17 protein-coding genes and 2 pseudogenes are annotated in these 24,582 nt (G+C 62.9%); 6 read left to right on the top strand and 13 right to left on the bottom strand.

Annotated elements, in window-relative coordinates; genetic code table 11:
• Positions 1-278, top strand: a pseudogene (locus tag K0F85_RS03650) (Fe2+-dicitrate sensor, membrane component); the annotation flags it as partial.
• A 104-nt stretch (positions 279-382) separates the two neighbouring features.
• Positions 383-2,833, top strand: a complete 2,451-nt coding sequence (locus K0F85_RS03645; protein WP_219114606.1) for a TonB-dependent receptor — start codon at positions 383-385, stop codon at positions 2,831-2,833.
• On the opposite strand, the gene K0F85_RS03640 is transcribed toward K0F85_RS03645, so the two are convergent.
• The 9 genes and pseudogenes from K0F85_RS03640 to K0F85_RS03600 all read right to left on the bottom strand — a co-directional run bounded on the left by K0F85_RS03640 (position 2,824) and on the right by K0F85_RS03600 (position 14,319).
• Entirely contained in the window at positions 2,824-4,596 is a 1,773-nt protein-coding gene (locus K0F85_RS03640; protein ID WP_219114605.1) for a bifunctional diguanylate cyclase/phosphodiesterase, read from the bottom strand. The genes K0F85_RS03645 and K0F85_RS03640 overlap by 10 nt on opposite strands.
• 168 nt (positions 4,597-4,764) lie before the next feature.
• The gene (locus tag K0F85_RS03635; protein ID WP_219114604.1) at positions 4,765-6,393 is read right to left on the bottom strand and encodes a methyl-accepting chemotaxis protein; all 1,629 of its coding nucleotides are present in this window, start codon (positions 6,391-6,393) and stop codon (positions 4,765-4,767) included.
• A 226-nt stretch (positions 6,394-6,619) separates the two neighbouring features.
• Positions 6,620-8,095 carry a xylulokinase gene (gene xylB / locus K0F85_RS03630; protein ID WP_219114603.1) on the bottom strand — a complete coding sequence of 492 codons (1,476 nt, stop codon included), beginning with the start codon at positions 8,093-8,095 and terminating at the stop codon, positions 6,620-6,622.
• Positions 8,096-8,132: 37 nt separating this feature from the next.
• Positions 8,133-9,011, bottom strand: coding sequence for an AraC family transcriptional regulator (locus K0F85_RS03625; protein ID WP_219114602.1), 879 nt, complete (start codon positions 9,009-9,011; stop codon positions 8,133-8,135).
• 71 nt (positions 9,012-9,082) lie between these two features.
• Positions 9,083-10,183: pseudogene (locus K0F85_RS03620) on the bottom strand (ABC transporter ATP-binding protein); the annotation flags it as partial.
• Positions 10,184-10,214: 31 nt separating this feature from the next.
• Entirely contained in the window at positions 10,215-11,249 is a 1,035-nt protein-coding gene (locus tag K0F85_RS03615; protein ID WP_219114600.1) for an NAD(P)-dependent alcohol dehydrogenase, read from the bottom strand.
• Positions 11,250-11,260: 11 nt separating this feature from the next.
• Positions 11,261-12,088 (bottom strand): carbohydrate ABC transporter permease, encoded by an 828-nt coding sequence (locus tag K0F85_RS03610; protein WP_219114599.1) that lies wholly within the window; start codon positions 12,086-12,088, stop codon positions 11,261-11,263.
• Positions 12,076-12,966 carry a carbohydrate ABC transporter permease gene (locus K0F85_RS03605; protein ID WP_219114598.1) on the bottom strand — a complete coding sequence of 297 codons (891 nt, stop codon included), beginning with the start codon at positions 12,964-12,966 and terminating at the stop codon, positions 12,076-12,078. The genes K0F85_RS03610 and K0F85_RS03605 overlap by 13 nt, the downstream gene beginning before the upstream one ends.
• 81 nt (positions 12,967-13,047) lie before the next feature.
• Positions 13,048-14,319 (bottom strand): sugar ABC transporter substrate-binding protein, encoded by a 1,272-nt coding sequence (locus tag K0F85_RS03600; protein WP_219114597.1) that lies wholly within the window; start codon positions 14,317-14,319, stop codon positions 13,048-13,050.
• Between the two features lie 653 nt (positions 14,320-14,972).
• Here K0F85_RS03600 and K0F85_RS03595 point away from each other — a divergent pair.
• Positions 14,973-16,199: a DNA cytosine methyltransferase gene (locus tag K0F85_RS03595; RefSeq protein WP_219114596.1), complete on the top strand. Its 1,227-nt coding sequence runs from the start codon at positions 14,973-14,975 to the stop codon at positions 16,197-16,199.
• A 100-nt stretch (positions 16,200-16,299) separates the two neighbouring features.
• Here K0F85_RS03595 and K0F85_RS03590 read toward each other — a convergent pair whose 3' ends face one another.
• Genes K0F85_RS03590 through K0F85_RS03575 form a run of 4 tightly spaced genes read right to left on the bottom strand, consistent with a single transcriptional unit; the run spans position 16,300 to position 19,624 of the window.
• A complete protein-coding gene (locus K0F85_RS03590) occupies positions 16,300-17,217 on the bottom strand; it encodes an Eco29kI family restriction endonuclease (RefSeq protein WP_219114595.1) in 918 nt (305 codons plus the stop codon).
• 35 nt (positions 17,218-17,252) lie between these two features.
• A complete protein-coding gene (locus K0F85_RS03585; RefSeq protein ID WP_257572505.1) occupies positions 17,253-17,786 on the bottom strand; it encodes a GNAT family N-acetyltransferase in 534 nt (177 codons plus the stop codon).
• An 8-nt stretch (positions 17,787-17,794) separates the two neighbouring features.
• A complete protein-coding gene (locus tag K0F85_RS03580; protein ID WP_219114593.1) occupies positions 17,795-18,313 on the bottom strand; it encodes a GNAT family N-acetyltransferase in 519 nt (172 codons plus the stop codon).
• A gap of 36 nt (positions 18,314-18,349) precedes the next feature.
• Positions 18,350-19,624, bottom strand: coding sequence for an amidohydrolase family protein (locus tag K0F85_RS03575; RefSeq protein WP_219114592.1), 1,275 nt, complete (start codon positions 19,622-19,624; stop codon positions 18,350-18,352).
• Positions 19,625-20,009: 385 nt separating this feature from the next.
• Between K0F85_RS03575 and K0F85_RS03570 the strand changes: the two genes are divergently transcribed.
• The 3 genes from K0F85_RS03570 to K0F85_RS03560 all read left to right on the top strand — a co-directional run bounded on the left by K0F85_RS03570 (position 20,010) and on the right by K0F85_RS03560 (position 24,573).
• Entirely contained in the window at positions 20,010-20,849 is an 840-nt protein-coding gene (locus K0F85_RS03570; protein WP_219114591.1) for a phasin family protein, read from the top strand.
• A 165-nt stretch (positions 20,850-21,014) separates the two neighbouring features.
• Positions 21,015-22,766: an ABC transporter ATP-binding protein gene (locus K0F85_RS03565; RefSeq protein WP_219114590.1), complete on the top strand. Its 1,752-nt coding sequence runs from the start codon at positions 21,015-21,017 to the stop codon at positions 22,764-22,766.
• Complete coding sequence (locus K0F85_RS03560) at positions 22,756-24,573, top strand: ABC transporter ATP-binding protein (protein ID WP_219114589.1); 1,818 nt, start codon at positions 22,756-22,758, stop codon at positions 24,571-24,573. The genes K0F85_RS03565 and K0F85_RS03560 overlap by 11 nt, the downstream gene beginning before the upstream one ends.
• Positions 24,574-24,582 lie beyond the last annotated feature (9 nt).

Here is a 24,582-nt window from a genome sequence, read left to right as displayed (position 1 = left end):
ACGCCAGCCTGCCCGCGCCGGCGCCGCCGCAAGCCGATGCGTGGGCGCGCGGCATGCTGGTCGCGCAGGACATGCGCCTCGATGCGTTCGCCTTTGAGCTGTCACGCTACCGCCCCGGCCTGCTGCGCGTGGAGCCGCAAGTGGCGGGCTTGCGCCTGACGGGCGCCTTCCAGCTCGACGACACGGACACCGTGCTGGAAAGCCTGGCGCGCATGCTGCCCATCGACGTGCTATACCGCAGCCAATACTGGGTCACCCTCACGGCCCGCAAAAAATAGTTTATAAAAGTTGGCCCTTTTTTTCAGCATGGCCTGTCCTGTGAGTATTGCAACGATATTTTGCAACGCTCTCTTCAACCACACTCCACCGGAAAGGCCAGACCATGCACCCACCCCGTTTGACTCCCCTCGCGCGCGCCGTCGGCAGCGCCGTGATCCTGCTGTCGCTGGCGCAGGGGCCGGCCATGGCGGCAGCTTCCGACACCGCCCCAGCCAGCACGCAAATCGGCTTCAGCGTGCCGCCGGGCGAGCTGTCAGCCGCCATCGCCAGCTTTGCCATCGAGGCAAAAGTCAGCGTGGGCGCGGCGGCAGAACTGCTGCAAGGCGTGCGCACGCCAGGCTTGAGCGGCAGCTACACGGTGCCGCAGGCACTGGCCCGCCTGCTGGCCGGCACGGGCCTCGCTGCACTGCCCAGCGGGGAGCGCAGCTACGTGCTGCGCAAAGCGGGCACTGCATCGACCGGCGCGCCGATTGCCGCCACCCTGGGCGAAGTGGCCGTCAGTTCCAGCGCCCTGCGCGACGGCACCACGGAAGGCAAGCGCGGTTACGCGGGCCTGACCAGCGCCACGCGTTTGAACCTGTCGCTGCGCGAAACGCCGCAAGCCGTCAGCGTCATCACGCGCCAGCAGATCGACGACCAGGGCTTGCGTACCTTGCAGGATGTGCTGCTACAGGCGCCCGGCATCACGGTTGACCATTCGTCGAGCACGCGCGAATACGACCAGGTGTTTTCACGCGGATTTGAAGTAACGTCATACATGTTCGATGGCATCCCGACCAGCAAGAACCTGGAAGCGCGCACCTATGACATGGCCATCTACGACCGCGTCGAAATCATCCGCGGCGCCACGGGACTGATCAGCGGCACGGGCAGCCCGTCGGCGGCCGTCAACCTGGTGCGCAAGCGTCCGGGCCGCAGCTTTGCCGCCACGGCCGGCGCGCAGATGGGATCATGGGACCGTTACCGCATCGAAGGCGATGTCTCGACGCCATTGACGGCAGACGGCAAGGTGCGCGCGCGCCTCGTCGCAGCGCATGAAGACCAGCGCTCGTTCATCGACCGCTACCAGCAGAAAAAGAACGTGCTGTACGCCATCGTCGAAGCGGACCTGACGCCATCGACAGTGCTCAGCGCCGGCATCAACTACCAGAACGAAAAGCTCAAGGGCGCGGGCCGCGACTTCCCCATGTTCTATGCCGACGGCGCGCAGACCCGCTTCCCCCGCTCGATGAACGGCACGGCCGCGTGGAGCACGTACGAGCGCGAACAAAGCATGCTGTTCGCCACGCTCGACCACTATTTCGACAACGACTGGATCGCCAAGGTGGCCGTCAGCCGCAGCAGCAACCAGTACGATGCCTTGCAGGGTTTTTCCGGCAATGGCTACCCTGACCGCGTGACGGGCGGCGGCATGCGGCTGTGGCTGGCCAACTGGCACAGCAAGCCGCAACAGACCTCGCTCGACGCCTATGTCAGCGGCCCGTTCCAGGCCTTCGGCCGCCAGCATGAACTGGTGCTGGGCGTAAGCACCTCGGAACTCAAGACAAATAGCCCCATCTATCCGGGCTGGCGCCTCGATGGCTATGACTACACGGTGCCGGATATCCACGCCTGGAATGGCGCCATGCCGGTGCCCGACTACAGCGGCACGCGCCTGGGCAGTTCATACGACAAGGAACGAGAAAGCGGCCTGTATTCGACCCTGCGCCTGCGCCCGACGGACGCGCTGTCGGTGATTTTTGGTGCGCGCCTGTCGTACTGGAAGCGCGATATCCGCAGCGATTATTTCAATGACGCGGACCTGTACGATGCGATGCGCGAAAACGGCAAGATCACGCCGTATGCGGGCCTCGTCTACGACCTGGGCCGGCAATGGTCGGCCTACGCCAGCTACACCAGCATCTTCACGCCGCAAAGCCAGCGCGACGTCAACAGCCGCTTCCTGGCGCCGCTGGAAGGCAAGAACTACGAAGTGGGCGCCAAGGGCGAATTCTTCGGCGGCAAGCTCACCACCAGCGCCGCCGTCTTCCAGCTGAAGCAGGAAAACCTGGCCGAAGCCGATCCGGGCAATGTCTGGATCATCGGCACGGGCGGCGGTTCCTACGCCTACCACACGGTCAAGGGCGCCACCACGCGCGGCGTCGAAGCGGAAGTATCGGGCCAGCTGCGTCCAGACTGGCAGCTGACGGCCAGCTATGCCTATAGCCGCATCCGCAATGCGGCCGGCGCGCGCATCCAGACCAGCCAGCCGCAGGGCATGGCCAAGCTGTGGACCACCTGGCGCCTGGCGCAGGGCGTGCCTGGCCTGGTGCTGGGCGGCGGCGTGAACTGGCAGAGCGATATCTACATGGATGACCGCGGGCCGAATGGCGAACGCTTCACGCAAAAGGCGTATGCGGTGGCGGGACTGCTGGCCCAGTACCAGGTCAGTGCGCAGCTGGTGGCGACCCTGAACGTGAATAACGTCTTCGACAAGAAGTACTACTCGACGGGCATGGGCGGCTACTACGGCGATCCGCGCAACGCCATGCTGTCGCTGCGCTATCAGTTCTGAATGACTTCACTACTTTTGAGCAGCACCTCGATATCCTCGGGCGCCATGGCGTGGCCCAGGTAGTAGCCAAACGCCTCGTCGCAGCCCATCTCGGCCAGCAGTTCCAGCTGCTCGCCGCTTTCCACGCCGCCAGCGATGCTGCGCAATCCGAGCGTGCGCGCCATCGCCACGATGGCGCGCACCATGGCGCCGTCGCCGCCAGGCTTGCCCAGGTCGTCGACGAAGCACTTTTCGATCTTCACGGCATCCGTGGGAAAGCGTTTCAGGTAGTTGAACGATGCGTCGCCCGTGCCGAAATCGCTGATGGCGATCTCCATGCCCAACTGGCGGAACTGGCGCAATATCAGTTCGCAGTTCTGGTTGCGCTCGATCAAGATGCCGGCGGCGATTTCCAGCTCGATGCAATGCCCCGGCACGCCGGCCGCCTCCAGCGCGGCGGCGACATTGCGCGCGATATCGCGCTGGTAAAACTGGCGCGCCGACAGACTGACGGACACCGTCAGCATCTGCCCCTGCGCGATCCAGCTGCGCGCCTGTTCCACCGCCGTGGCCATCACCCACGCCCCCACCGGCAGGATCAAGGCACTTTCTTCCAGCACCGGCAAGAAATCGAGCGGCATCATCAGGCCCAGCTCCAGGTGCTTCCAGCGCAGCAGCGCCTTCACGCCCGTGATCCTGCGCGTCTTCAAGTCCATGCGCGGCTGGTAGTACAGCACGAACTCCTGGCGTTCGAGTGCGTGGCGCAGCGCCGTCTCGAGGATGGTGCGCGAATACGACTGTGTCTGCATGCGCGGCGCGTAACGCAGGCAGGTACCGGGCGCGTGGCGCTTGGCCGCATACATGGCCAGGTCGGCCTTTTCGATCAGCGCATTGACGTCGTCGTCGTCATCCGGGTACAGGGCCATGCCCACGCTGGCCGCCACCGACAGGCTGTATTCGCCGATGACGAAGGGCGCGGCGATGGCGCCGACGATTTTCTCGGCCACCCGCTCGGCATCGTGCGCCGTGCGCAATTCCGTCAGCAGGATGATGAATTCGTCGCCGCCCTGGCGCGCCACCGTATCGACCTTGCGCACGCACTGCTGCACCCGGCGCGCGAACTCCGTCAGCACCTGGTCGCCCACGTCGTGCCCCAGGCTGTCGTTGATGGATTTGAAGCGGTCGATGTCGACGAACAGTACCGCCAGCAAACCCTGGTGGCGGCGCGCGTAAGCAATGCCGTGCTCGAAGCGGATCTGGAAATGCAGGCGATTCGGCAGCCCCGTCAAGCCATCGTGGTGGGCGATGAATTCCAGCTGCTGCTCGGCGCGCCGGCGCGCCGACACATCGTGCAGCAGCAGCACCGCGCCGCCCTGCGCCAGCGGCGCGCAGCTGTACTGCACGTCGATGCGCTTGCCATCGAAATGGCGCAGCAGCACGGCGCCGCGCACCACCTCCAGCACTTCCTGGCGCGCCATGCAGTCGCGCACCTGGCGCGCCGCATCGATGGGCATACCGTCATGGAACAGCGGCAGCAGCTGCGTCACGGGCTGGCCCAGGCCATCGTCGCCCAGCCGCCCGCCCATGGCGCTGGCGCGGGGATTCAGGTACCGCACCACGCCATCGCGGTCGGTGCCGATGACGGCCGCCGGCAAGGCATGCAGCAGCGCCAGCGCATCTGCCATACGCTGCGCCTGCGCCGCCTGCCACTGGCAGGCCAGCAGCACGCTCAGCATCACGGCCAGGGTGAGGGTCAGGCACAATGCCAGCAGCAGCGCCGTCATGCGTCACCCGGCAGGCGGAAAATGGGAAACATGGTTTTCCTTTGCAACGCGCGCCATGCGGCCGGGCGCAGATACATGCGGAAAGGAAATAGTATAAGAATTTCGGCGCGATGTTTGCCTGATCGGGCGCCGCTTGACTGGTGTCAAGCGGCGCGTTCCAAGCCTGCTTCAGGCCAGCGACAGCGTCCGCGCCAGCGCGGCCTCTACCGGTACGGCCGCGCCGGGCGCCCCGTGCAGCTTGAAGATGCTGACGGCGTCGGCCAGGCTGGCCGCCTGCTGCTGCAGTGCATCTGCGGCGGCGGCAGCCTGCTCCACCAGGGCCGCGTTCTGCTGCGTCACGCCATCCATCTGGCTGATGGCGATGCTGATCTGCTCGATGCCGTCGCGCTGCTCCACGCTGGCCACGGCAATCTCGCCGATGATGGCGTTGACGCGCTGCACGCTGCTCACCACCTCATCCATCGTGCGCCCTGCCTGGCCGGCCAGCACGCTGCCCTCTTCCACCGTGCGCACGGATTCCCCGATCAGCTGCTTGATTTCCATGGCCGCTGCGGCGGAGCGGTGCGCCAGGCTGCGCACCTCGGTTGCCACGACGGCAAAACCGCGTCCCTGCTCGCCCGCGCGCGCCGCTTCCACGGCCGCATTCAGGGCCAGGATATTCGTCTGGAAGGCGATGCCGTCGATGACGGCGATGATGTCGACGATGCGCTTCGACGATGCATTGATATGGCTCATGGTCTGCACCACCTGCGCCACGGCTGCACCGCCCCGCTGCGCCACGTCGGACGCGCCGCCGGCCAGCTGGCGCGCCTGGTCGGCGTTCTCGTTATTCTGCCGCACGGTGGACGTCAGCTCGATCATCGAGGCGGCCGTTTCTTCCAGCGAGCTGGCCTGCTCTTCCGTGCGCGAAGACAGGTCCATGTTGCCGCTGGCAATTTCACCGGACGCCGTGGCGATGGCGTCCGTGCCGGCGCGCACCCGTCCCACGATGGCGGCCAGATTGCCGCTCATCGCTTTTAAAGCGCGCAGCAGATCGCCGATTTCATCGCGGCTGCTGTCGGCCACCACGGCGCGCAAGTCGCCTGCCGCCACCTGCTGGGCGATGCCGACGGCCGCGCCCAGCGGCACGGTGATGCTGCGGCTCAGCCACCATACGGTGGCGCTGCCGACGACCAGGGTCAGCAGCACGGTGGCCAGCATGGCGATGCTGGCGCTGCGGTGCGCGGCCGCGTCCTGCTCCTTCATCTGCGCCATCAGTCCGTGCGACTGCTTGCCGATGATGGCTACGATGGCGTCGATCTGGCGCGTCGGTTCGCGGTCCATGCCCTTGACCAGCGCATCGACGGTCTGGGCGCTGTCGGCGCGCGCGCCATCATACTTTTGCAGCGCCGCCAGGTAGCTCACGCCCAGTGCATCGTGCGCCCGCAGCGCCTGCTCCACAGGCGCCGGGTCGAGCTTCAGCGCCCCCATCATAGACTGCAGGCATTGCAATTCCTTGCGCGTCTGCGCGCCGCTGGTGACGAAGGCTTCGCGGTAGCGCTGGAAAGCGGCCGCATCGCCGCCGCGCAGCAGGATGTTTTTCCATTCCTGCACCTGAATCTTGAATTCAACCTGCGCGCTGCGCGCCGCATCCACCGCTTCCGTCAGGGCCACGGCGCGTTGCATGGCGTCCGTGCTGCGCGCACTGGCCGCGTCGAGCGCGCTCCAGCCGCGCGCGCCAACGAACACCAGCGCAAGAAAAAAGAAGGCGCCCAACAGACCCAGTCGGACGGAGATTTTCAGATTCGCGAGTTGCATGTATTTCTCCCTGCGGTAAGAACAGGATGGCAACAAAGGCGCCGCCAAAACTATCCAATTCTCACCAAATGGAGAAATCATGCAGCGCGCCCCGTGAAAAACCAAGCAGCACTTTCTATAGCGAAACACTTTCAACATAGAAACAACAAATTACACGAAAAGATTGACTTCCTGGCCATACTGCGGCGCCCGCAGCATGATCAGGCAGGCAATCTTGCCGGTGGCGTCAGCGCGCCGCCGCAGCAGCACCCGCGAACTCTTCGCGCAGCAGCGGATACAAACGCCGATAGCGCGCCAGGCGCTCATCGAGCACGCCGGACGCTTGCGGCGCCACCGTTTCCTGCACGGGCGGGCGGGTACACAGCTGCGCGGGCGGCAAGCCCGTCACCGCCATCTGTGCCAGGCGCGCCGCGCCCAAGGTGCCGCCTGCCACGCCATGGTCGTGGCGCAGCACGTTCAAGCCCGACGCATTCGCGCACAGCTGCGCCCAGAAGCGGCTGCGCGAGCCGCCGCCCACGAACGACGCTTCTTCCAGCCGCGTGCCGGCGCTGCGCAGGGCAGCATTGCCGTCGGCCATGGCAAAGGCCACGCCCTCCATCACGCTGTAGGCCAGTTCCGCGTGACCGTGTTCCGTCGACAGGCCGAAGAACACGCCGCGTGCCGTGGCGTCGTTGTGCGGCGTGCGCTCGCCGCTCAGGTAAGGCAGGAACAGCGGCGCCGTGCGCGCCTCGACACCTTCGGCCAGCGCTACCAATGCGCCGATATCGTGGGACTGCGTCAGCCGCGCCACCCAACTGAGGCTGGACGCGGCGCTGAGGATCACGCTCATCTGGTGCCAGCGCCCGGGCAGGCAATGGCAGAACGCATGCACGCCCTGGCCCGGATTGGGCGCGTAGCCATCGCTGCCGGCGAACAGCACGCCCGAAGTTCCCAGCGATAGCAGGCCGGCACCCGGCTCCACCACGCCCAGGCCCACGGCGGCGGCCGCGTTATCCCCCGCGCCGCCTGCCAGCAGCACCGCATGCGCGATACCCCATTCCTGGCACAGCGCCGGGCGCACCTGCGCGGCCGCGTGGCTGCCTTCAACCAGGCGCGGCATATGCTCGCGTCCCAGCCCCGTGGCGGCCAGCATGCGCTCGGACCAGTCGCGTTTCGCCACGTCCAGCCACAAGGTGCCGGACGCGTCGGACATGTCGGAAACACAGTCGCCCGTCAGGCGCAGCGCCACGTAATCCTTGGGCAGCAAGACCTTGCTAATGGCGCGGAACAGCGACGGCTCGTACTTTTGCAGCCACAGCAGCTTGGGCGCCGTGAAACCGGGCATGGCCAGGTTGCCCGTGATGGCGCGCGACTCTGGCACCAGCGCTTCGAGTTCCACGCATTCGGCAAACGCGCGCGTATCGTTCCACAGGATGGCCGCGCGCAGCACGTGCTGCTGCTTGTCGAGCAGGGTCGCGCCATGCATCTGGCCCGACAAGGCGATGCCGCGCAAGCCGGAAAACGCCACCGGCTGGGCGCTGCGGATGGCCGCGATCACGTCCAGGGTGGCATGCCACCAGTCTTCGGGATTCTGCTCGGACCAGCCGGGATGGGGGCTGGCCACGCGCAGGCTCACGCCGCTGCTGGCGAGGATGGTTTGCGCGTCATCGGTGAGGATGGCCTTGACTTCGGAGGTGCCGATATCGATACCGAGATATGTCACGATAATTCCATGTATGAAAAGTGGTTGAAGCCGACCGTCAGGGGAACGACTCGGGCATGTTCAGGTGCAGGCAGGAGCGGAACTTCGACGGCGACATCTGCTTGTGCGCCAGGAACTGGCGGTTGAAATTGGAGAGATTGTTAAAGCCCGTGCGGTAGCAGATGTCGGTCACCTTCATGTCCGTGTTCATCAGCAGGTCGCAGGCGAGCGCGATGCGTTCCTGGTTGACGTAATGAATGAAGGAGGTGCCCGTGTGCTTGCGGAAGAAGCGCGTGAATTTCAAGGTATTCATTTCCGCCACGTCGGCCACGTCCTGCTCGCAGAAATCGAGGGTGATGTTTTGCTTGATGTAGGCCAGCACCAGGTTGATGGTCGACGACATGTAGCGCCCCGCCTGCGCCAGGTACGTCACGCTGGCCAGCGGGCGCCGCTCGCGGCAGTCACACAGCTCGCCGAACAGCCGCGCGAACAGTTCCACGCGGCGCGGCCCCTGCGCCGTCGTCAGCTCGGCCATCAGCGGCGCCAGGCGCAGGCCCAGCGCATCGGGAAACTGCAAGCCCCTGCCGGCTTCGCCCAGCAGGTTTTTCAGGGGCGCCATCTCCGGGAACAGCAGCGCGCAGCGGTCGATGAAGTCGCTGGAAAATTGCAGCACCAGGTCGCGTGCGGGCAAGCTCACGCCTTCGGCCAGCTCGCTGACCCAGTTGTGCGGCAAATTCGGCCCCGTCAGCACCAGGTTGCCCGGCGCGTAGCTGCCGATATGGTCGCCGACAAAGAACTTCCCTGTCGACGTGGTGATGATGTGCAGCTCGTACTCGGGATGAAAATGCCATTTCGCCACCGCGTGCGGATAGCCGTGCGCCCACGCGCGAAACGATTCGTGTATCGGTTTGTGGATCAGTTCCAGGTCAGGCGTCACGGCAATTCCCTTGCACGGTCTCGGTGCTAGCTATTCTAACCACTTGGCTAGGCACTTGCCGCCAGGGCCAGGCCGCTGTCGGCATCGAACAGGTGCATGTGCTCCTCGTCGAAGGCCAGCGCCAGCGTCTGCCCCACCTGCGCCGCGCTGTTGGCCGCATTCGCCGGCAGCAGGGCCGACAGGCTCAAGGCGCCGCACTGGAAACTGATCAGCGCTTCCGCACCCAGCAGCTCCACCAGGTCGATCACGCACGCCAGGCCGTGGATACCTGCCTGCGGCTCCCGCTGCTCCTGCGGCGTGGCCGCGCGCAAGTGGTTCGGACGCAGGCCGAAGACCACGCGCGCGCCTGCCGGCAAGCCTGTAAAACGGGGCGAAACCAGTGGCCAGCGGTAGCCGGCGCAGGCCAGCAAGGTTTGCCCGTCCGCTTTCTCGATGACGCCATCGATGAAGTTCATGGCCGGCGTGCCGATGAAACCGGCCGCGAACAGGGTGCGCGGATGGTTGTACAGTTCGGCCGGTGTGCCGATCTGCTCGATATGCCCTCCCTTCATCAGCACCACCCGGTCGGCCAGGGTCATCGCCTCGAGCTGGTCGTGCGTCACGTACAGGGTGGTGGTGCGCAGGCGCCGGTGCAAGCGCTTGATGTCGGCGCGCAGCTGCGCGCGCAGCTTGGCGTCCAGGTTCGACAGCGGTTCGTCGAACAGGAACACCTGCGGCGTCTTGATCATGGCGCGCGCGATGGCGGTGCGCTGCTGCTGGCCGCCCGACATGGCGCGCGGCTTGCGCTCAAGCAGGCTGTCCAGACTGAGGATGGCCGCCACTTCGCGCACGCGGCGTTCGATCTCGTCCTGCGGCACCTTCAGGCGGCGCAGGCCAAAGGCGATATTGTCGTACACCGTCATGTGCGGGTACAGCGCATAGTTCTGGAACACCATCGCCACGTTGCGCGCGCGCGGCGGCAAGTCGTTGACGACGGCGCCGCCGATCAGCAGCTCGCCGCCGCTGATGTCTTCCAGTCCCGCGATCATGCGCAGCAGGGTGGACTTGCCGCAGCCCGATGGTCCCAGCAGGACGATGAATTCGCCGTCGTCTATCTCCAGGTCGAACGGCTGCAGCACGGCCGTCTTCTGGTCATAGGTCTTGTGCAGCTGCCTGCAAGCGATATTTGCCATGGTCTTGTCTCCGGTTTTCGTGATGGCCGGCTCAAGCCAGCTCGATCTGAATCTTGACGTCGCGCGGGTGGCCCTGGGCCGCTTCCTCGAACGCCTGCACGCCGTCGGCAAAGCCGAAGGTGCGCGAAATGAAGGGCTTGACGTCGATCTTTCCCGAGGCCAGCAAGGCGATGGCGCGCGGGAAGATGTTCGCATAGCGGAAGACCGATTCGATGCGCACTTCCTTGGCCTGGATGGCGACGATGTCAAAAGGGACGTTCTCGGGCGGCATGCCGACCAGTACCAGGCAGCCGTTAGGGCACAGCAAGTCGATGATGTTGTCGTAGGCGCGCATGCTGCCGCTGGCTTCGAAGACGATGTCGGCGCCCCAGCCATCGGTCAGTTCGCGCACGGTATCAAGCAAATTCGCCTGACGTATATTAACCGTGGTGACGGCCGGATTGGCGGCGAACAGGGCCAGCTTTTCCGGCACCAGGTCGGCCAGGATGACGCGCGAGCAGCCGCCCGCCAGCGCTGCCAGCGCATTCATGGCGCCGATGGTGCCGGCGCCGATCACCACGGCCACGTCGCCCGGCTTGATGGCCGCCTTCTTGGCCGCCTGCAGGCCGATGGCCAGCGGCTCGACGATGGCACCTTCGCCGAAGCTGACATTGTCCGGCAGCTTGAAGGTGAACGAAGCCGGGTGCACCACGTAGGGCGTGAGGCAGCCGTGGATGGGCGGCGTGGCCCAGAAGCGCACGGCCGGGTCCAGGTTGTACAGGCCGCGCATGGTGGCGGGCGAATCGAACTGCGGCACGCCAGGCTCCATGCAGACACGGTCACCCACCTGCAGGTGCGTGACTTCGGCGCCCACTTCAGCCACCACGCCGGAAGCCTCGTGGCCCAGCACCATCGGTGCTTCGACGGCGAAAGAGCCGATCTTGCCGTGTTTGAAATAGTGCACATCGCTGCCGCAGATGCCCACCGTGTGAATCTTGATCTTCACGTCGCGCGGGCCGACGACGAGTGGCATGTCGATATCGCGCAAGGTGATGGAATGCGCTTGTTCCAGTACGAGAGCTTGCATGAGAGTCTTCCTTATTTATGTTTAAGCATGGAGTTGAGCAGGCGTCCCAGGATGCCGACGAAGAGCAGCGGCGGCAGTGCCAGCAGCACGGTGGACGCGTTCACCACGCCCCACGGCACTTCCTGGCCCATCGATGTAAATGCTGACGCCACCACGGGCAGGGTCATGCTTTTCGACGAGGTGAGCGCCAGCGCGATCATCAGTTCATTCCAGACCAGCACGAAGCTGAAGACGATGCCGCCCATCAGGGTCTTCGAGGCTACTGGCAGGGCCACGTGCCAGAACACCTGGTAGGGGCCGTAACCGTCCAGCGCGGCCGCCTCCTCGATCTCCTTCGGGATGCGGGCAAACGCGGGGATCGACAGCCAGATGATGGTCGACAGGGTCACCAGCAGATACGTCACCACCATCGACAGGCGCGAGTCATACAGCCCCAGGTCGATCCAGATCGAAATCAGCGGAATGGCCACCGCCACCGGCGGCAAGAAGCGCAAGGAGAGCAGGAAGAACTGGATATCCTTCTTGGCCGGGATCGGATAGCGGGCGATCGCATACGCGGCCGGCACGCCCAGCACGGCGCCGGCAAGCACGGCCACGCCAACGATGGCCACGCTGTTGCCCAGGCCCGTCAGCACTTCCGGGCTGGCCAGGACCTGCTTGTAATTGGCCAGTGTCGGGCTGAAGAAAAAGCGCGGCACGGGCGTGACGATATCCATCAACTCCTTGAAGGAATTGAGCACGGCCCACAGGATGGGGAACAGCGCCACCAGGACGATCAAGGTGGTGATGGCGGTGGTGGTGACGGCGCCTAGGCCGCGCGTAACAGTTAATTTTCCCATTTGGCGACTCGCTTCCAGAGCAGGGTAAAGATGACGGTCGTGGCCAGCATCATCAGCACGGCCATGCTGGACGCGTACGACACCTTGCCCATCAGGCCGATGCCTTGCGCATACGCGTACATGTCCAGGGTTTCCGTGGAAATGCCGGGGCCGCCCTTGGTCATCACGTAGATCAGGTCGAAAGAGCGCAGCGACTCGACCATCTTGATGAACACCAGGCTCATGATGGGCACCTTCAGCATCGGCAGCGCGATGTAGGCATACACCTGCAGGGTACTGGCGTAATCGAGGCGCGCCGCTTCCAGCGGCTCGCCGGGCAGGGTTTCGAGCAGCTTCAGGATGACGGCGCCAAAGAACAGGCCCCACTGCCAGATGTCGACCAGGGCTACCGCGTACAGGGCGGTGGCGGGATCAGCCAGCAGGGCACTGCCACCCAGTCCCACGCATTCGAGCAGCCAGTTGAGGATGCCCATCAGCGGCGAATACATGAATTTCCAGATGAAGGCGGCCGAGACGCGCGGCAGCAGCACCGGCACGATCAGCAGCAGCGCGAGAAGATCACGCGTACGGCCCTTGATTCTCTCGAACAGGAACACGGCAAGCAGCACGCCGACGATCAGCGAGCCGGCCACGGTGACCACTTCCCAGATGGCCGACACTTGCACGGCATTGAGAAAGCGGCGGTCGCCGAACAGGCGGATAAAATTGGCAAAGCCGACGTACTCGCTGTCGCTGTAGCGCAGCACGCGGTTTTGCAGGGCCAGGTTGATGGCGGCGATGCTGGGCACCAGGCCCAGTATCAGCAGGACCAGCAGCGGCAGCGTGAGGAACACGGCCGGCAGCCAGGTGTGGCGTTTCTTGCGGATGGTATGCGGCATAAGGGAGACTCTCGCAACGGACTTTCAGGCACAGGGGAGCTGGCCGCCCCCCTGGCGGGCGGCGACCAAACGGCATGCGGACTACTTTCTTTTCTGTGCCCGTTGCATCACTTCGGTGGCGTACTCGTTGGCTTCGTCGAGCGCGCCCTGCACGTCGTCGCGCGTGCCCGTAAACACTTCTTCGAGCACCACGCCAAGGTTGTCGCCGATGTCCGGCCACTCGGGGCTGGGCCAGATGGTGACGCGCGAGACGGGCGTGGTGTCCGTCAGGCCCGCCTGGATCTGTGGCTTGACGTGCTTGCGGAAGTACTCGCTGTTGATGGTGCTGCTGCGGTTGTAGTCGCTGAAAACGTTATCCTTCAAGCGCGCCTGCTCCTGCTCCTTGCCTGTTGCCCAGGCGATGAATTTTCCAGCAGCCTGGCGCGTGCATTCATCCTTCGCGCCCGTGGCGGAAATGGCCAGGCCATGGCCGTAGGCGGCCGATGGCAGCGGCGATGGCGGGCGCGCATACCCCACCTTGTCGACCACCGAGGATTTTTTCGGATCTTCCATCCAGTCGGCGAATGGCGTCGACTCGATCATGAACGCCACCTTGCCCGACCTGAAGGCTTCGAGCGCATTGCTCCAGTCGTAGGTGGCGCCACCGGGCGGCGAATACTTGAACAGTTCGCGGTACAGCGTGGTCGCCTTGACGGCCTGCGGCGAATTGAAGGCCGGCACGCCGTCCTTTTCCCACTTGCCACCGGCGGCAAGCATGAACGGCGCCCAGCGCCAGACATTCATGCCGGAACCGCGCTGGCCACGCGCCGCCCAGCCATACACGTTCGGTGGATTATTCAGTTTCTTGACGGCGGCGACCAGTTCATCGAGCGTCTTGGGCACGGCGATGCCGGCCTTTTCCAGCAGGTCGCGGCGGTAGAACAGGAAGTCGCTGCCGCCGATCAGGGGCGCGAAATACGCCACGCCCTTGTACGAGGCGACAGCGCGGCGGCCCTGCAGGAAGTCGTCATAATCGGCCTCCTTGGGCAGGTATTTGAGCAGCGGAACGACCCAGCCGGCCGTGGCGAATTCGGCCACGTTGGCTTCGTCGATGTAATAGATCTGGTAGGAGCCAGCCTTGGTGGAAGCGTCGAGGCGCGCTTTCGAGCGGCGGTCGTTCTCGCCGAAATAGCTGATTTGCACCCTGGTGCCGCTTTTCTTTTCATACTCGGCAAGGGTCTTTTCCATCACAGTCAGGCCCAGGCTTTTTTGCGCCAGCACCTTGAGCACGGGTACCGAGCAGCTTTGCGCCGAGGCGTCGGCAAACCCGGCGGACATGAGGGCACCCCATGCAACAGCAGTCATGATTTTCATAACACGTCTCCATTTTTATAGTCCGGTGGTTTTCCACCGGTAGGTCAACTATAAAAACAAAGACCGCGCATCACCACTACAAAAGGCGCCGCTTTCTAAATACTTTTTTTCAGCCATCCCTCGCCTGCAGGCGGATCGCCAAGAGCCAAGATGTCCTATCTCGTCCGAGGATTCACACTTCAAACAAGATATCCTGCTGCTCAACCCTGTGTTCGAACCAACAACTCTGGCCCAGGATTTTTCCCTTTAACCAGTGCCATCACTATGCTACGCGATGGTTGACCTATAGTGTCAACGATGACGCACCCATGAAACCTTGCGGAATTAGTTCCGTTCCTGGCATTTTCAAGGGTACTTTGAGTAACAACAAATGAGTTCATTGAATACTGTACAAAAACACAGTAGAATGAGACTTGAAGAGAGCTTGGCATTGAGGCATAGGGGGTGCAGATACCTCCTTCGGTTTGTTCCTCTTGTGTCCATTGCTTTATACTGCTGCACTACGTAAATGTATCCACACAGAAGTTGCCATACACACCATCGCATGCAAACGAGATTGGTAGTTGCCACCATGCAGTACTAGCTTACTATCCACCACATCGATTCAATAATGTACCGAAAAAGCAGCGGCGTTTCATCCACCGCAAATGACCATGTATAACACGCCCACCCTCTTAGTCCCGTCAGACACGCTGGTGACAAATGCTCGTACCATTGAGTCAATTGAATTATTCGCAGGGGCGGGAGGACTGGCGCTTGGTTTTTCCAGCAATGATGTTCAGCATCGCGCGGTTGTCGAATGGAACAGCCACGCGTGCAATACCTTGCGCAATAACAAACTGCTGCAAGTGGAACCGATCAGTCATTGGCCTGATGTGATAGAAGGCGACGTACGTGATTTTAAATATACAAATCACAACAATATCGATCTGATCACCGGAGGTCCACCATGCCAACCTTTTTCCATGGGTGGTAAGCACGGTGGCTTTCTCGACGAGAGAGATATGTTCCCGCAAGCGATACGTGCTGTCCGAGAGGCCCGGCCGCGCGCGTTTACCTTCGAAAATGTACAAGGTCTAAAACGGGCGGCATTCGCCGACTACTTCAACTACATCCTGCTGCAACTTGAATTTCCCTCACAAATCGTCAAAACGAAAGAGTTGTGGACAGAACACTTGGTCAGGCTGCAAACATACAAGACCAAGGGGGCGCCGAGCGAATATCATGTGTATCACCGTCTGGTCAATGCAGCCAATTATGGTGTTCCTCAAAAGCGCATGCGTATCTTTTTCGTTGGTTTCAGGGCTGATGTTCACAAACCTTGGGACTTCCCAGCAGAAACACATAGCAGTGATGCGCTGGTGCTGACAAAATGGGCAAACGGAAGCTACTGGGAACGTCACCGCATTGCTTCTAAAAAGCGTCCGCCACGGCCCGAGGGCATAGATAAAAAGATCCAAAAAATATTAGCTGCTGATCACGGCGCAAACATGCTTGCCTGGCAAACCGTCAGAGATGCTATCTCCGATCTTCCCGACCCTGAGATATCCTCTACAAAGGAATTGGAGTTTGTGCAAGCACATCGTTTTCAGCCAGGCGCGAGAGCTTATGCCGGGCATACTGGAAGTCCTGTTGATGAACCAGCAAAGGCACTCAAAGCAGGTGACCATGGCGTCCCTGGAGGTGAAAACATGCTACGCCGCACTGACGGCTCAGTCAGGTATTTTACTGTGAGGGAATCAGCACGCATTCAAACCTTCCCTGACAATTTCATATTTGAAGGTACATGGTCTGAGACCATGCGTCAGCTAGGCAACGCCGTGCCTGTAAAGTTAGCGGCAGTGATGGCGCGCGGTGTATGCGCGCTTCTGCGAGAGTAAAAAAGGACGCCAGCATGGCAGGAAGTGCATGAGATGCCCCCCAAAGCCCCTGCCCCGCCGCCATATTTTGAAGAGTAAATCTGAGTCAAAAATCGCACCGCTATTCTGAAGGGGGCATGACCTCGGTCGCTACCTGTTCGAAAAAAGCACCACCTTTTGCGGGAGTAAAAAACCGCTCTCGGTTCATCTGACGCATATCGGCCATGATTCGCTCAAAAATCTGATGGACATCTGTGTAAGGTGTGTGGATTGACAAGTGACCAGCAATCTGCTCATTGATCAGCTCAATTGATTTCTGGTTCTCAAAAGTTCTATCCGCCCATTCCCGTCCAGGATGCATGGTATCCCAGGGTGACCGTTTATTGACACGCGTATCGGAACTGTCACCATGCTTCCCAAGACCAAAGCAAATCTTTGTCTCAGAGTTCCAGATCGGCTTAAAAAAGTTGATCAAATAATCTTCGGCCGACTTTTGATATCCGCTTTGCACAATCAGAAAACGACATTCAAAATCTTCAATTTTCAGTGTAGTAGTTGCTTTTCGAATACTGCGAGAATGTTCATTGAGTCGCGCCGATAACTTTGTTCCTTGAGTTACAGCATCCTTGGCACCTTGTCGGTCAGGGTCAGCTTTTCCCACGTAGATAGGATGATCCGTATCTTTCAATGGTAAGTAAGGTGAAAAATCACCTCGATAGTAGATCGCATACACCCCGGCACCATAGAATTCAGGGATAGCCGCCAACGAATGCCTTTCCTGCGCAACCATAGTCAAGGCCACTACCCGGCCGGCAGTGTTGGGATCGGAAGGATCGAAAATCGACTCAGGACGCCAAACGGGGTCCAACCTTTCCGTGGTCGTCTTGATCTCAGACACGGCTTTTTCTAGTCCCAAACGGATTTTTTTGACACTTCGTGCATCAGTACCTGCGTCAACATTGGCTATCCGAATGGCTAAATCTTGCAATTCAGCTAGCACAGCTTCGAGTGGTGGAACGACTTTTTTACCTGTGACCATCTACTTCCTTCGTCTATTCAATGTTGACGTTCAAACTACGAAAACTGGCGAAAATCCTTGCGGTAGATATTCGTCTCCTTGCCATCGGGTGGCAGGCGCGAGAAACGCTCGAAGCGCAGGCCCAGCTTGTTGAGCAAATTGATCGACGCCTGGTTCTGCTGCGAAGTGATGCCGTACACGGTAGGCAGGCGCAACACATGCTGCGCATGGCGCATGACGGCGGCAGCCGCCTCGTAGGCATAGCCCTGGCCCCAATAAGCGGGCAGCAGAGCGTAGCCTATGTCGGGACCGGGCAGGCTGGCGCGCAGTATCAGGCCGCAGATGCCCATGGCGATGCCGTCGCTGCGACGTTCGACGATGCAGAAGGCATAACCATGCTGGCGAAACTGCGCCATCGCTCCCGTCTCCAGGGCCGCGCGGGCAGCTACCACGGTGTGCAGATTGCGCTGGCCGATGTTGGCGATCCATGACGGTTCGTTGACCAGCGCCAGGTAGAACGCCGCATCATCGGGCGTGACCGTGCGCAGGCGCAAACGGGGCGTCTCGATGACGCTGATCGACTCTGCCATGGCGCCGCTCATGCCGGCCACTGCATCGGGTCGGTCAGTAGCTGGTACATCACGTAAGCGTCCACATAGCCGAGCTGCGCGTGGCGGTAGGCCAGCGGCAGGGTAGCGACAACGCTGAAACCCAGCTTTTTCCACAAGGTGACGGCGGCCAGGTTGGTACTGACGACAAAGTTGAATTGCATCGCCAGGTAGCCCGCGCGGCGCGCCTCCTCCATGCAGTGCACGCCCATAAGACGGCCCACGCCCACGCCCTGCGCGGCCGGATCGACCATGAACGAGGCATTGGCCACGTGCGATCCAAGGCCCGGCTGGTTCGCCACCAGCTTGTACATGCCCAGCAGGCGCTCGCTGCCCATCACGGCAACAAAGCTTTGCACGCCGGGGCCAAACCAATAGGCGTGGCACTCTTCGCGCGTGGTATCGGCGGGGAAGGTATAGGTGTCGCCAGCGGCCACCAGGACCTGGAAGATGGCCCACATGGCGTCGAAATCGGCTGCGTTGGCCGGACGGATATCAATTTCTTTCAAGACGGTGCTCCCGATAACAAGTGATGGCTGATTGTATCAGCGCGCCAGGCGGAAATTGACTGTCTCGGGCCGGCCCGGCAGTTGCAATCTAGCCCCGGCGCGCGGCGACTCGCTGACGATTTTCCCGCGCCGCAGCACCAGGCGGCGCGCCGCGCGCAGGCGCAGCGCTTCCACCGTCGAGCCGCAATCGAGGATCAGCAAGTCCGCATGACAGCCAGGCGCGATGCCATAGCCGTCCAGGCCCAGGATGCGCGCCGGCGTTTCCGTCACCGCCAGGAAGCACTCGTGCATGGCTTGCTGGCCCGTCATCTGCGCCACGTGCAGTCCCATGTGCGCCACTTCCAGCATGTCGCCAGAACCCAGGCTGTACCACGGGTCCATCACGCAGTCGTGGCCAAAGGCGACGGGAATGCCGGCGGCCAGCATCTCGGGCACGCGCGTCATGCCGCGCCGTTTCGGATACGTGTCGTGGCGCGCCTGCAGGGTGATGTTGATGAGGGGGTTGGCAATGGCCGCCACGCCCGCCTCGCGGATCAGGGGCAATAGCTTGCTCACATAATAATTGTCCATCGAGTGCATGGACGTCAGGTGCGAGCCCGTCACCCTGCCCTGCATGCCAAGGCGCTGGCTGTGGAAGGCCAGGGTTTCGATATGCCGCGACAGCGGGTCGTCCGACTCGTCGCAATGCATGTCCACCATCAGGCCACGCTCGCAGGCGAATTCACACAGCAGCCGCACGGATTCGGCACCGTCGGCCATGGTGCGCTCGAAATGCGGGATGCCGCCCACCACGTCAACGCCCATGGCAATGGCGCGCTTCAGATTGTCGAAGGCGCCGGGACTGCGCAAGATGCCGTCCTGCGGGAACGCCACCAGCTGCAAATCGAGATACGGCGCCACTTGCCGCTTGACGTCGAGCAGCGCTTCGACGGCCAGCAGGCGCGGGTCGCAGATATCCACGTGCGAGCGGATGGCCAGCAAGCCGCGCGCCACGGCCCAGTCGCAATACTGCAGGGCGCGCTCCACCAGGGCGTCCTGCGTCAGCTGCGGCTTCAGTTCGCCCCACAGGGCGATGCCTTCGAGCAAGGTGCCAGAGGCGTTCACGCGCGGCAAGCCGTAGCTGAGCGTGGCGTCCATGTGGAAGTGTGCGTCGACAAACGGCGGCGTGACGAGGTCGCCGGCGGCATCGATCTCTTGCGCGCCCTGCACGGGCAAGGCGGGGCCGACGGCCGCGATGCGGCCGCCCTCGATGGCGATATCGATGCTGCGGCGCCCGTCGGGCAGGCTGGCATTGCGGATGACTAAGTCCATACGGACACTCCTTCGCTTGATTACGGTGTCTGGTGCTTCCATTTGATTGTCATTTTACTCACCCAATCCCGCGATGCTGCAGTGCACGAATGGAGCTACTCGCAAAAGCATAGCCATAGATTCGTTGACAACACCTTGCGCGGGCGCAAACTTCCTGCAAATGCTGCCGGGCGCATGAATAGGCCAAGCATACGCCGTATGGGCAGAATAAAATAACTTTCAACTAACTCGAATCACCGCTAGAATATTCATATTGCGTTGCATCATAATCAGACTCTGATCAGTTACTCAGCACGCTAGCCACTTTACAAAACGCGGCCAACTCTGGTTTTCGGGATTTTGCAGAGCGTTTTGCCAGCATTTTAATCCGTACAAAGGAGTAAATATGTTTCCGCTTCCAGAACACATTTCCAGCGCCGCCAAATCGCAACTGGAAAACCAGCTGCAAATCTTCAGCACCCTGACCAGCAAAGTCTTTGAAAGCGCCGAGAAAATCATCGCCCTGAACCTGAACGCAGGCAAGGCCGCCATCTCGCAGACAGCAGAGACGGCGCAGCACCTGCTGGTAACGCAGGACCCACGCGACTTCTTCAGCTACAGTAGCAGCCAGGCGCAGCCGAACATCGAGAGCGTGCTGGCGTACAGCCGCCAGTTGTTCGGCATCGCCTCGAGCACCCAGGCTGAATTGCTGGCCTCGGCCAAGGCCCGCCTCGATGCGGCCGCCCCTGTCGTCGCAACTGCCCCGGCCTCTGCCAAGCCAGCGCTGGCCGTGCCCGTACCTGTTGCTGCGCCTGCGCCTGCCGCGGCACCAGTAGCGGCACCTGCACCTGTTGCCGCCAAACCTGCCGAAGTGGCCCAGCCCGCCGCTGTTGCTGCGCCAGCAGCCAAGCCGGCGGCAGCGCCTGCCAAGGTGGCCGAAAAGGTCGCCGACAAGCCCGCCGTGAAAACGGTCGAAGCCAAGCCGGCGGCCAAGCCAGCACCGGCGCCCGCCGCTGCGCCAGCGAAAGCGGCCGCGCCAGCCCCCGCAAAGCCGGACGCGAAACCGTTTCCTTCAAGCAAACCGGTCGCCAAGCCGGCCAGCGTTGCCGGCAAGACCGTGGCCAAGGTCGCCGTGCAGCACACGCCTGCGCCAGCCGCCAAGCCGGCATCCAAGGTCGCGCACAAGGGCACGCCATCGAAACAGCTCGACATGCTGGGCGGCGGCAAAGGCAGCGGCCGCAAGTAAGACCCGCGCACGGCACTGAAGCAGCAATACAACGGGCTACGGCCCGTTTTTTGCGTGCCCGTCCACAGCGCGCTTTTCCGCCTTGTTGTATCCTACGCGTACTTTCCGTCCGCGTGCCCGTCCTTCCGCCCCGCGACACCCCATTACTCAAAACAAAAGGTAACCATGAGTTTATCGAGGCTCATCGCCGGCTTCGTGCGTCAGCATAGTCCGGCGTATGTCGCCGCCGCCGTCATGCTGACGGGGGTGGCGACACTGACCGTCTGGATCCCGCGCCGCGTGGGCGCCATCATCGACGCACTGGCCGCGCACCGCATGACGGCGGCCGAACTGTGGCTTGAGCTGCTGACCCTGCTCGCCGTCGGCGTCGTCATCTATTTCCTGCGCGTGGGCTGGCGCATCACCCTGTTCAAGGCCGCCTACCAGCTGGGCGTGATGTTGCGCACGCGCTTCTACACGCGCATGTCGCAACAGGGCGCGGCGTTTTACCAGAACCAGCGCACGGGCGACTTGATGGCGCTGGCGACGAACGACATCGACGCCATCGAAATGGCCGCCGGCGAAGCCATGCTGGCCGGCTTCGACGGCACCTTGACCTTGCTGATGGTGCTGGGCATCATGCTGCTGGGCGTGGACTGGCGCCTGGCCTGCATCGCCCTCTTGCCCTTCCCGCTGATGGGACTGGCCTTCTGGCGCATTTCCAGCCATATCCATACGGCGTCCACGGATTCGCTGACACGCTTTTCCGCACTGAACGACCATGTGCAGGAATCGCTGTCGGGCGTACGCACCTTGCGCGCGCTGGGACTGGAAGAGCGCAGCAGCAAGCAGTTCTCCACGCTGGCCGGCCACGCGGCCAACGCCAGCCTGACGGCGCAGCGCTGGGAAGCGGCCTATGAACCGGCCGTCGGCCTGACCCTGACGGCCGCCACGGCGCTGACCCTGGGCCTGGGCGGCTACCTCGTATGGCAAGACCAGCTGACCATAGGCGCGCTGACGAGCTTTTCCATGTACCTGGGCCAGCTGATCTGGCCCATGTTCGCCGCCGGTTGGGTGCTCTCCCTGATCGAACGGGGCCGCGCCGCCTGGCAGCGCTTGCAGCCGATGCTCGATGCGCCGCTGGCCATCGACGACCATGGCAGCATCGCCACGCTCACACCCGGCGCCCTGCAATTGCAGGACGTCGGCTTCGCCTACGCGGGCCAGACGACGCCGGCCCTGTCCGGCATCTCGCTGCGTTTGCTGCCGGGCCAGACCCTGGGCCTCGTCGGCCCCACGGGCAGCGGCAAATCGACCCTGCTGCGCGTGCTGCTGCGCCAGGTCACGCCGCAGTCGGGCACGGCCAGCTGGAATGGCCAGCCGCTCGACGCCTACACCCTGCATGCGCTGCGCGCGGCCATCAGCTGGGTGCCGCAGGAATCATTCCTGTTCTCCGCCACCATCGCCGACAATATCGCCCTGGCCCGACCCGGCGCCACGCGCGAGGAAGTGGAACGGGCGGCGCAGCTGGCCGATATCCATGCCGATATTTTGCAGTTCCCCGACGGCTATGCCACCCACGTGGGCGAAAAAGGTATCACCCTGTCCGGCGGCCAGCGCCAGCGCGTGGCGATTGCCCGCGCCCTGCTGGCCGACAATGGCTTGCTGCTGCTCGACGATGCGCTGTCCGCCGTCGACACGGGCACGGAAACACGCATCCTGCAGCACCTGGAAGAACTGCGCGCGCGCCGCCCCGAGCGCAGCGCCATCATCGCCAGCCACCGCCTGAGCGCCGTCGTCAACGCGGACCTGATCCTGGTGCTGCGCGATGGCCACGTCACGGAAACGGGCAACCACGATGCGCTGATGCAGCGCGACGGCTGGTATGCCAGCCAATGGCGCTATCAACAACTGGAGGCCAGCCTGAATGCCATCTAAAACCGACCAAGCGCACGGCGCCACGCAATCCGTGCGCCGCCAGGCAGCGCAAGCCATCGGCCTGCTGCGCCGCGCCGCCGCACCCGACCTGCGCCATTTATACTGGGCCACGTTCTGGCTGATCCTCGCCGCGGGCCTGGAAGTGACAGGCCCGATCCTGGGCAAGGCCCTGATCGACCAGCATCTGTTGCCGCGCAACCTGGACTGGACGCGCATGTCCATGCTGCTGGGCGGCTGCCTGCTGACGGGCTGGATCGCTTCCGGGCTGCGCTACCTGCAACTGGTGCGCCTGTCCGGCCTGGCCATGCGCTCCGTGCAGCGCCTGCGCGAAACCGTCTACCAGCACGTGCTGCGCCTGCCCATGGCTTTCTTCGACCGCGCCATCACGGGCCAATTGGTCAGCCGCGTCACGAATGACACGGAGGCGGTGAAATCGCTGTACGTGCAGGTGCTGTTCGTCATCCTCGACAGCTCCATCGTGTTGGTTGGCACCATGGCCGCCATGGCCTTCCTCGACTGGCGCTTGATGCTGATCGTGCTGGCCCTGCTGCCGGCCGTGCTGCTCATCGTCTTCCTGTACCAGCGCCGGAGCGCGCCTGCCGTCACGCGCGCGCGCGCCCTGCGCAGCGAAATCAACGGGCAGATCGCCGAATCCATCGGCGGCATGAGCGTGCTGCAGGCGAATAACGCGGAAAAACGCTTCGGCGCGCGCTTCACGGGCATCAACCAGGACCACTATACGGCGCGCATGCAGGAATTGCGCGCCAACGCCTGGCTGCTGCGCCCCGCGCTCGACATGCTCAATATCGTGCTGCTGGCCGTCGTCATCTTCAGCTTCGGCCGGCGCGAAATGGGCGCCGTGGAAGTGGGCGTGCTGTACGCCTTCATCAGCTACATCGCGCGCGTGATCGAGCCGCTGATCCAGATCACCATGCAGTTCAGCCAGTTGCAGCAGTCGGTGGTGGCCACGGCCCGCGTCTCGGCCTTGCTGGACGAAGCGCAGGCACTGGAACACGCACAGGGAAGGGAAACAAGGGCAACACCGGCCCTGCGACAGGCGAAAGCAGACATCGACGTGCCTGCCGTGGACATCGCGCACCTGACGTTCGCCTACGTGGAAAACCAGCCGGTGCTGCACGACTTGTCGCTGAGCATACCGCAGGGCGCTTTTTTTGGCATCGTCGGCCACACGGGCAGCGGCAAGTCGACCCTGCTCTCCTTGCTGCTGCGCTTTTACCCGGTCACGCAGGGCAGCATCGCCATCAATGGCGTCGCCCTCGACAGCATCGACAACGAGCACTTCCGCGCCGACGTGGGCCTGGTGCCACAAGACCCCTTCCTGCTGGCTGCCTCGGCGCGCGAAAACATCGACATGGGCCGCGGCTACACGCAGCAGCAGATCGAGACGGCAGCGCGCGCCGCGCACGCGCACGACTTCATCGCGGCGCTGGAACACGGCTACGACACGCCGCTGGGCGAAGGCGGCTCGCGCCTGTCATCAGGGCAGAAGCAGCTGATCGCGATTGCCCGCGCGCTGGCCGGCCAGCCGCGCATCTTGCTGCTGGACGAAGCGACGTCGCGCATCGATAGCCAGACGGAGCAGATCGTGCAACTGGCCCTCAACGAGTTGCGCGGCAAGGTGACCATTATCGCCATCGCGCACCGCCTGTCGACCATCCGCGAGGCCGAGCGGATCATCGTGCTCAACCACGGCCGCATCACGGAAGCGGGGCCGCACGAGGAACTGATGCAGATCGAGGGCGGTTTGTACCAGCGCCTGTACCTGCTGCAGCAATTGGCGGTGTAAGCCTGGCGG

The sequence above is a fragment of the Janthinobacterium sp. UMAB-56 genome, assembly GCF_900095265.1.
Classification (GTDB): domain Bacteria; phylum Pseudomonadota; class Gammaproteobacteria; order Burkholderiales; family Burkholderiaceae_D; genus Janthinobacterium.
Note: the sequence above shows the minus strand (reverse complement) of the source record. Positions and strands in the feature narration are given on the sequence as shown.

Excerpts from the sequence above, each read along its gene's own strand:
- K0F85_RS03600 (WP_219114597.1), bottom strand. The coding sequence starts at position 14,319 with ATGAAAATCATGACTGCTGTTGCATGGGGTGCCCTCATGTCCGCCGGG.
- K0F85_RS03640 (WP_219114605.1), bottom strand. The coding sequence starts at position 4,596 with ATGACGGCGCTGCTGCTGGCATTGTGCCTGACCCTCACCCTGGCCGTG.
- K0F85_RS03635 (WP_219114604.1), bottom strand. The coding sequence starts at position 6,393 with ATGCAACTCGCGAATCTGAAAATCTCCGTCCGACTGGGTCTGTTGGGC.
- K0F85_RS03560 (WP_219114589.1), top strand. The coding sequence starts at position 22,756 with ATGCCATCTAAAACCGACCAAGCGCACGGCGCCACGCAATCCGTGCGC.
- K0F85_RS03645 (WP_219114606.1), top strand. The coding sequence starts at position 383 with ATGCACCCACCCCGTTTGACTCCCCTCGCGCGCGCCGTCGGCAGCGCC.
- K0F85_RS03595 (WP_219114596.1), top strand. The coding sequence starts at position 14,973 with ATGTATAACACGCCCACCCTCTTAGTCCCGTCAGACACGCTGGTGACA.
- K0F85_RS03615 (WP_219114600.1), bottom strand. The coding sequence starts at position 11,249 with ATGCAAGCTCTCGTACTGGAACAAGCGCATTCCATCACCTTGCGCGAT.
- K0F85_RS03575 (WP_219114592.1), bottom strand. The coding sequence starts at position 19,624 with ATGGACTTAGTCATCCGCAATGCCAGCCTGCCCGACGGGCGCCGCAGC.
- K0F85_RS03610 (WP_219114599.1), bottom strand. The coding sequence starts at position 12,088 with ATGGGAAAATTAACTGTTACGCGCGGCCTAGGCGCCGTCACCACCACC.
- K0F85_RS03605 (WP_219114598.1), bottom strand. The coding sequence starts at position 12,966 with ATGCCGCATACCATCCGCAAGAAACGCCACACCTGGCTGCCGGCCGTG.
- K0F85_RS03565 (WP_219114590.1), top strand. The coding sequence starts at position 21,015 with ATGAGTTTATCGAGGCTCATCGCCGGCTTCGTGCGTCAGCATAGTCCG.
- K0F85_RS03585 (WP_257572505.1), bottom strand. The coding sequence starts at position 17,786 with ATGGCAGAGTCGATCAGCGTCATCGAGACGCCCCGTTTGCGCCTGCGC.
- K0F85_RS03570 (WP_219114591.1), top strand. The coding sequence starts at position 20,010 with ATGTTTCCGCTTCCAGAACACATTTCCAGCGCCGCCAAATCGCAACTG.
- K0F85_RS03590 (WP_219114595.1), bottom strand. The coding sequence starts at position 17,217 with ATGGTCACAGGTAAAAAAGTCGTTCCACCACTCGAAGCTGTGCTAGCT.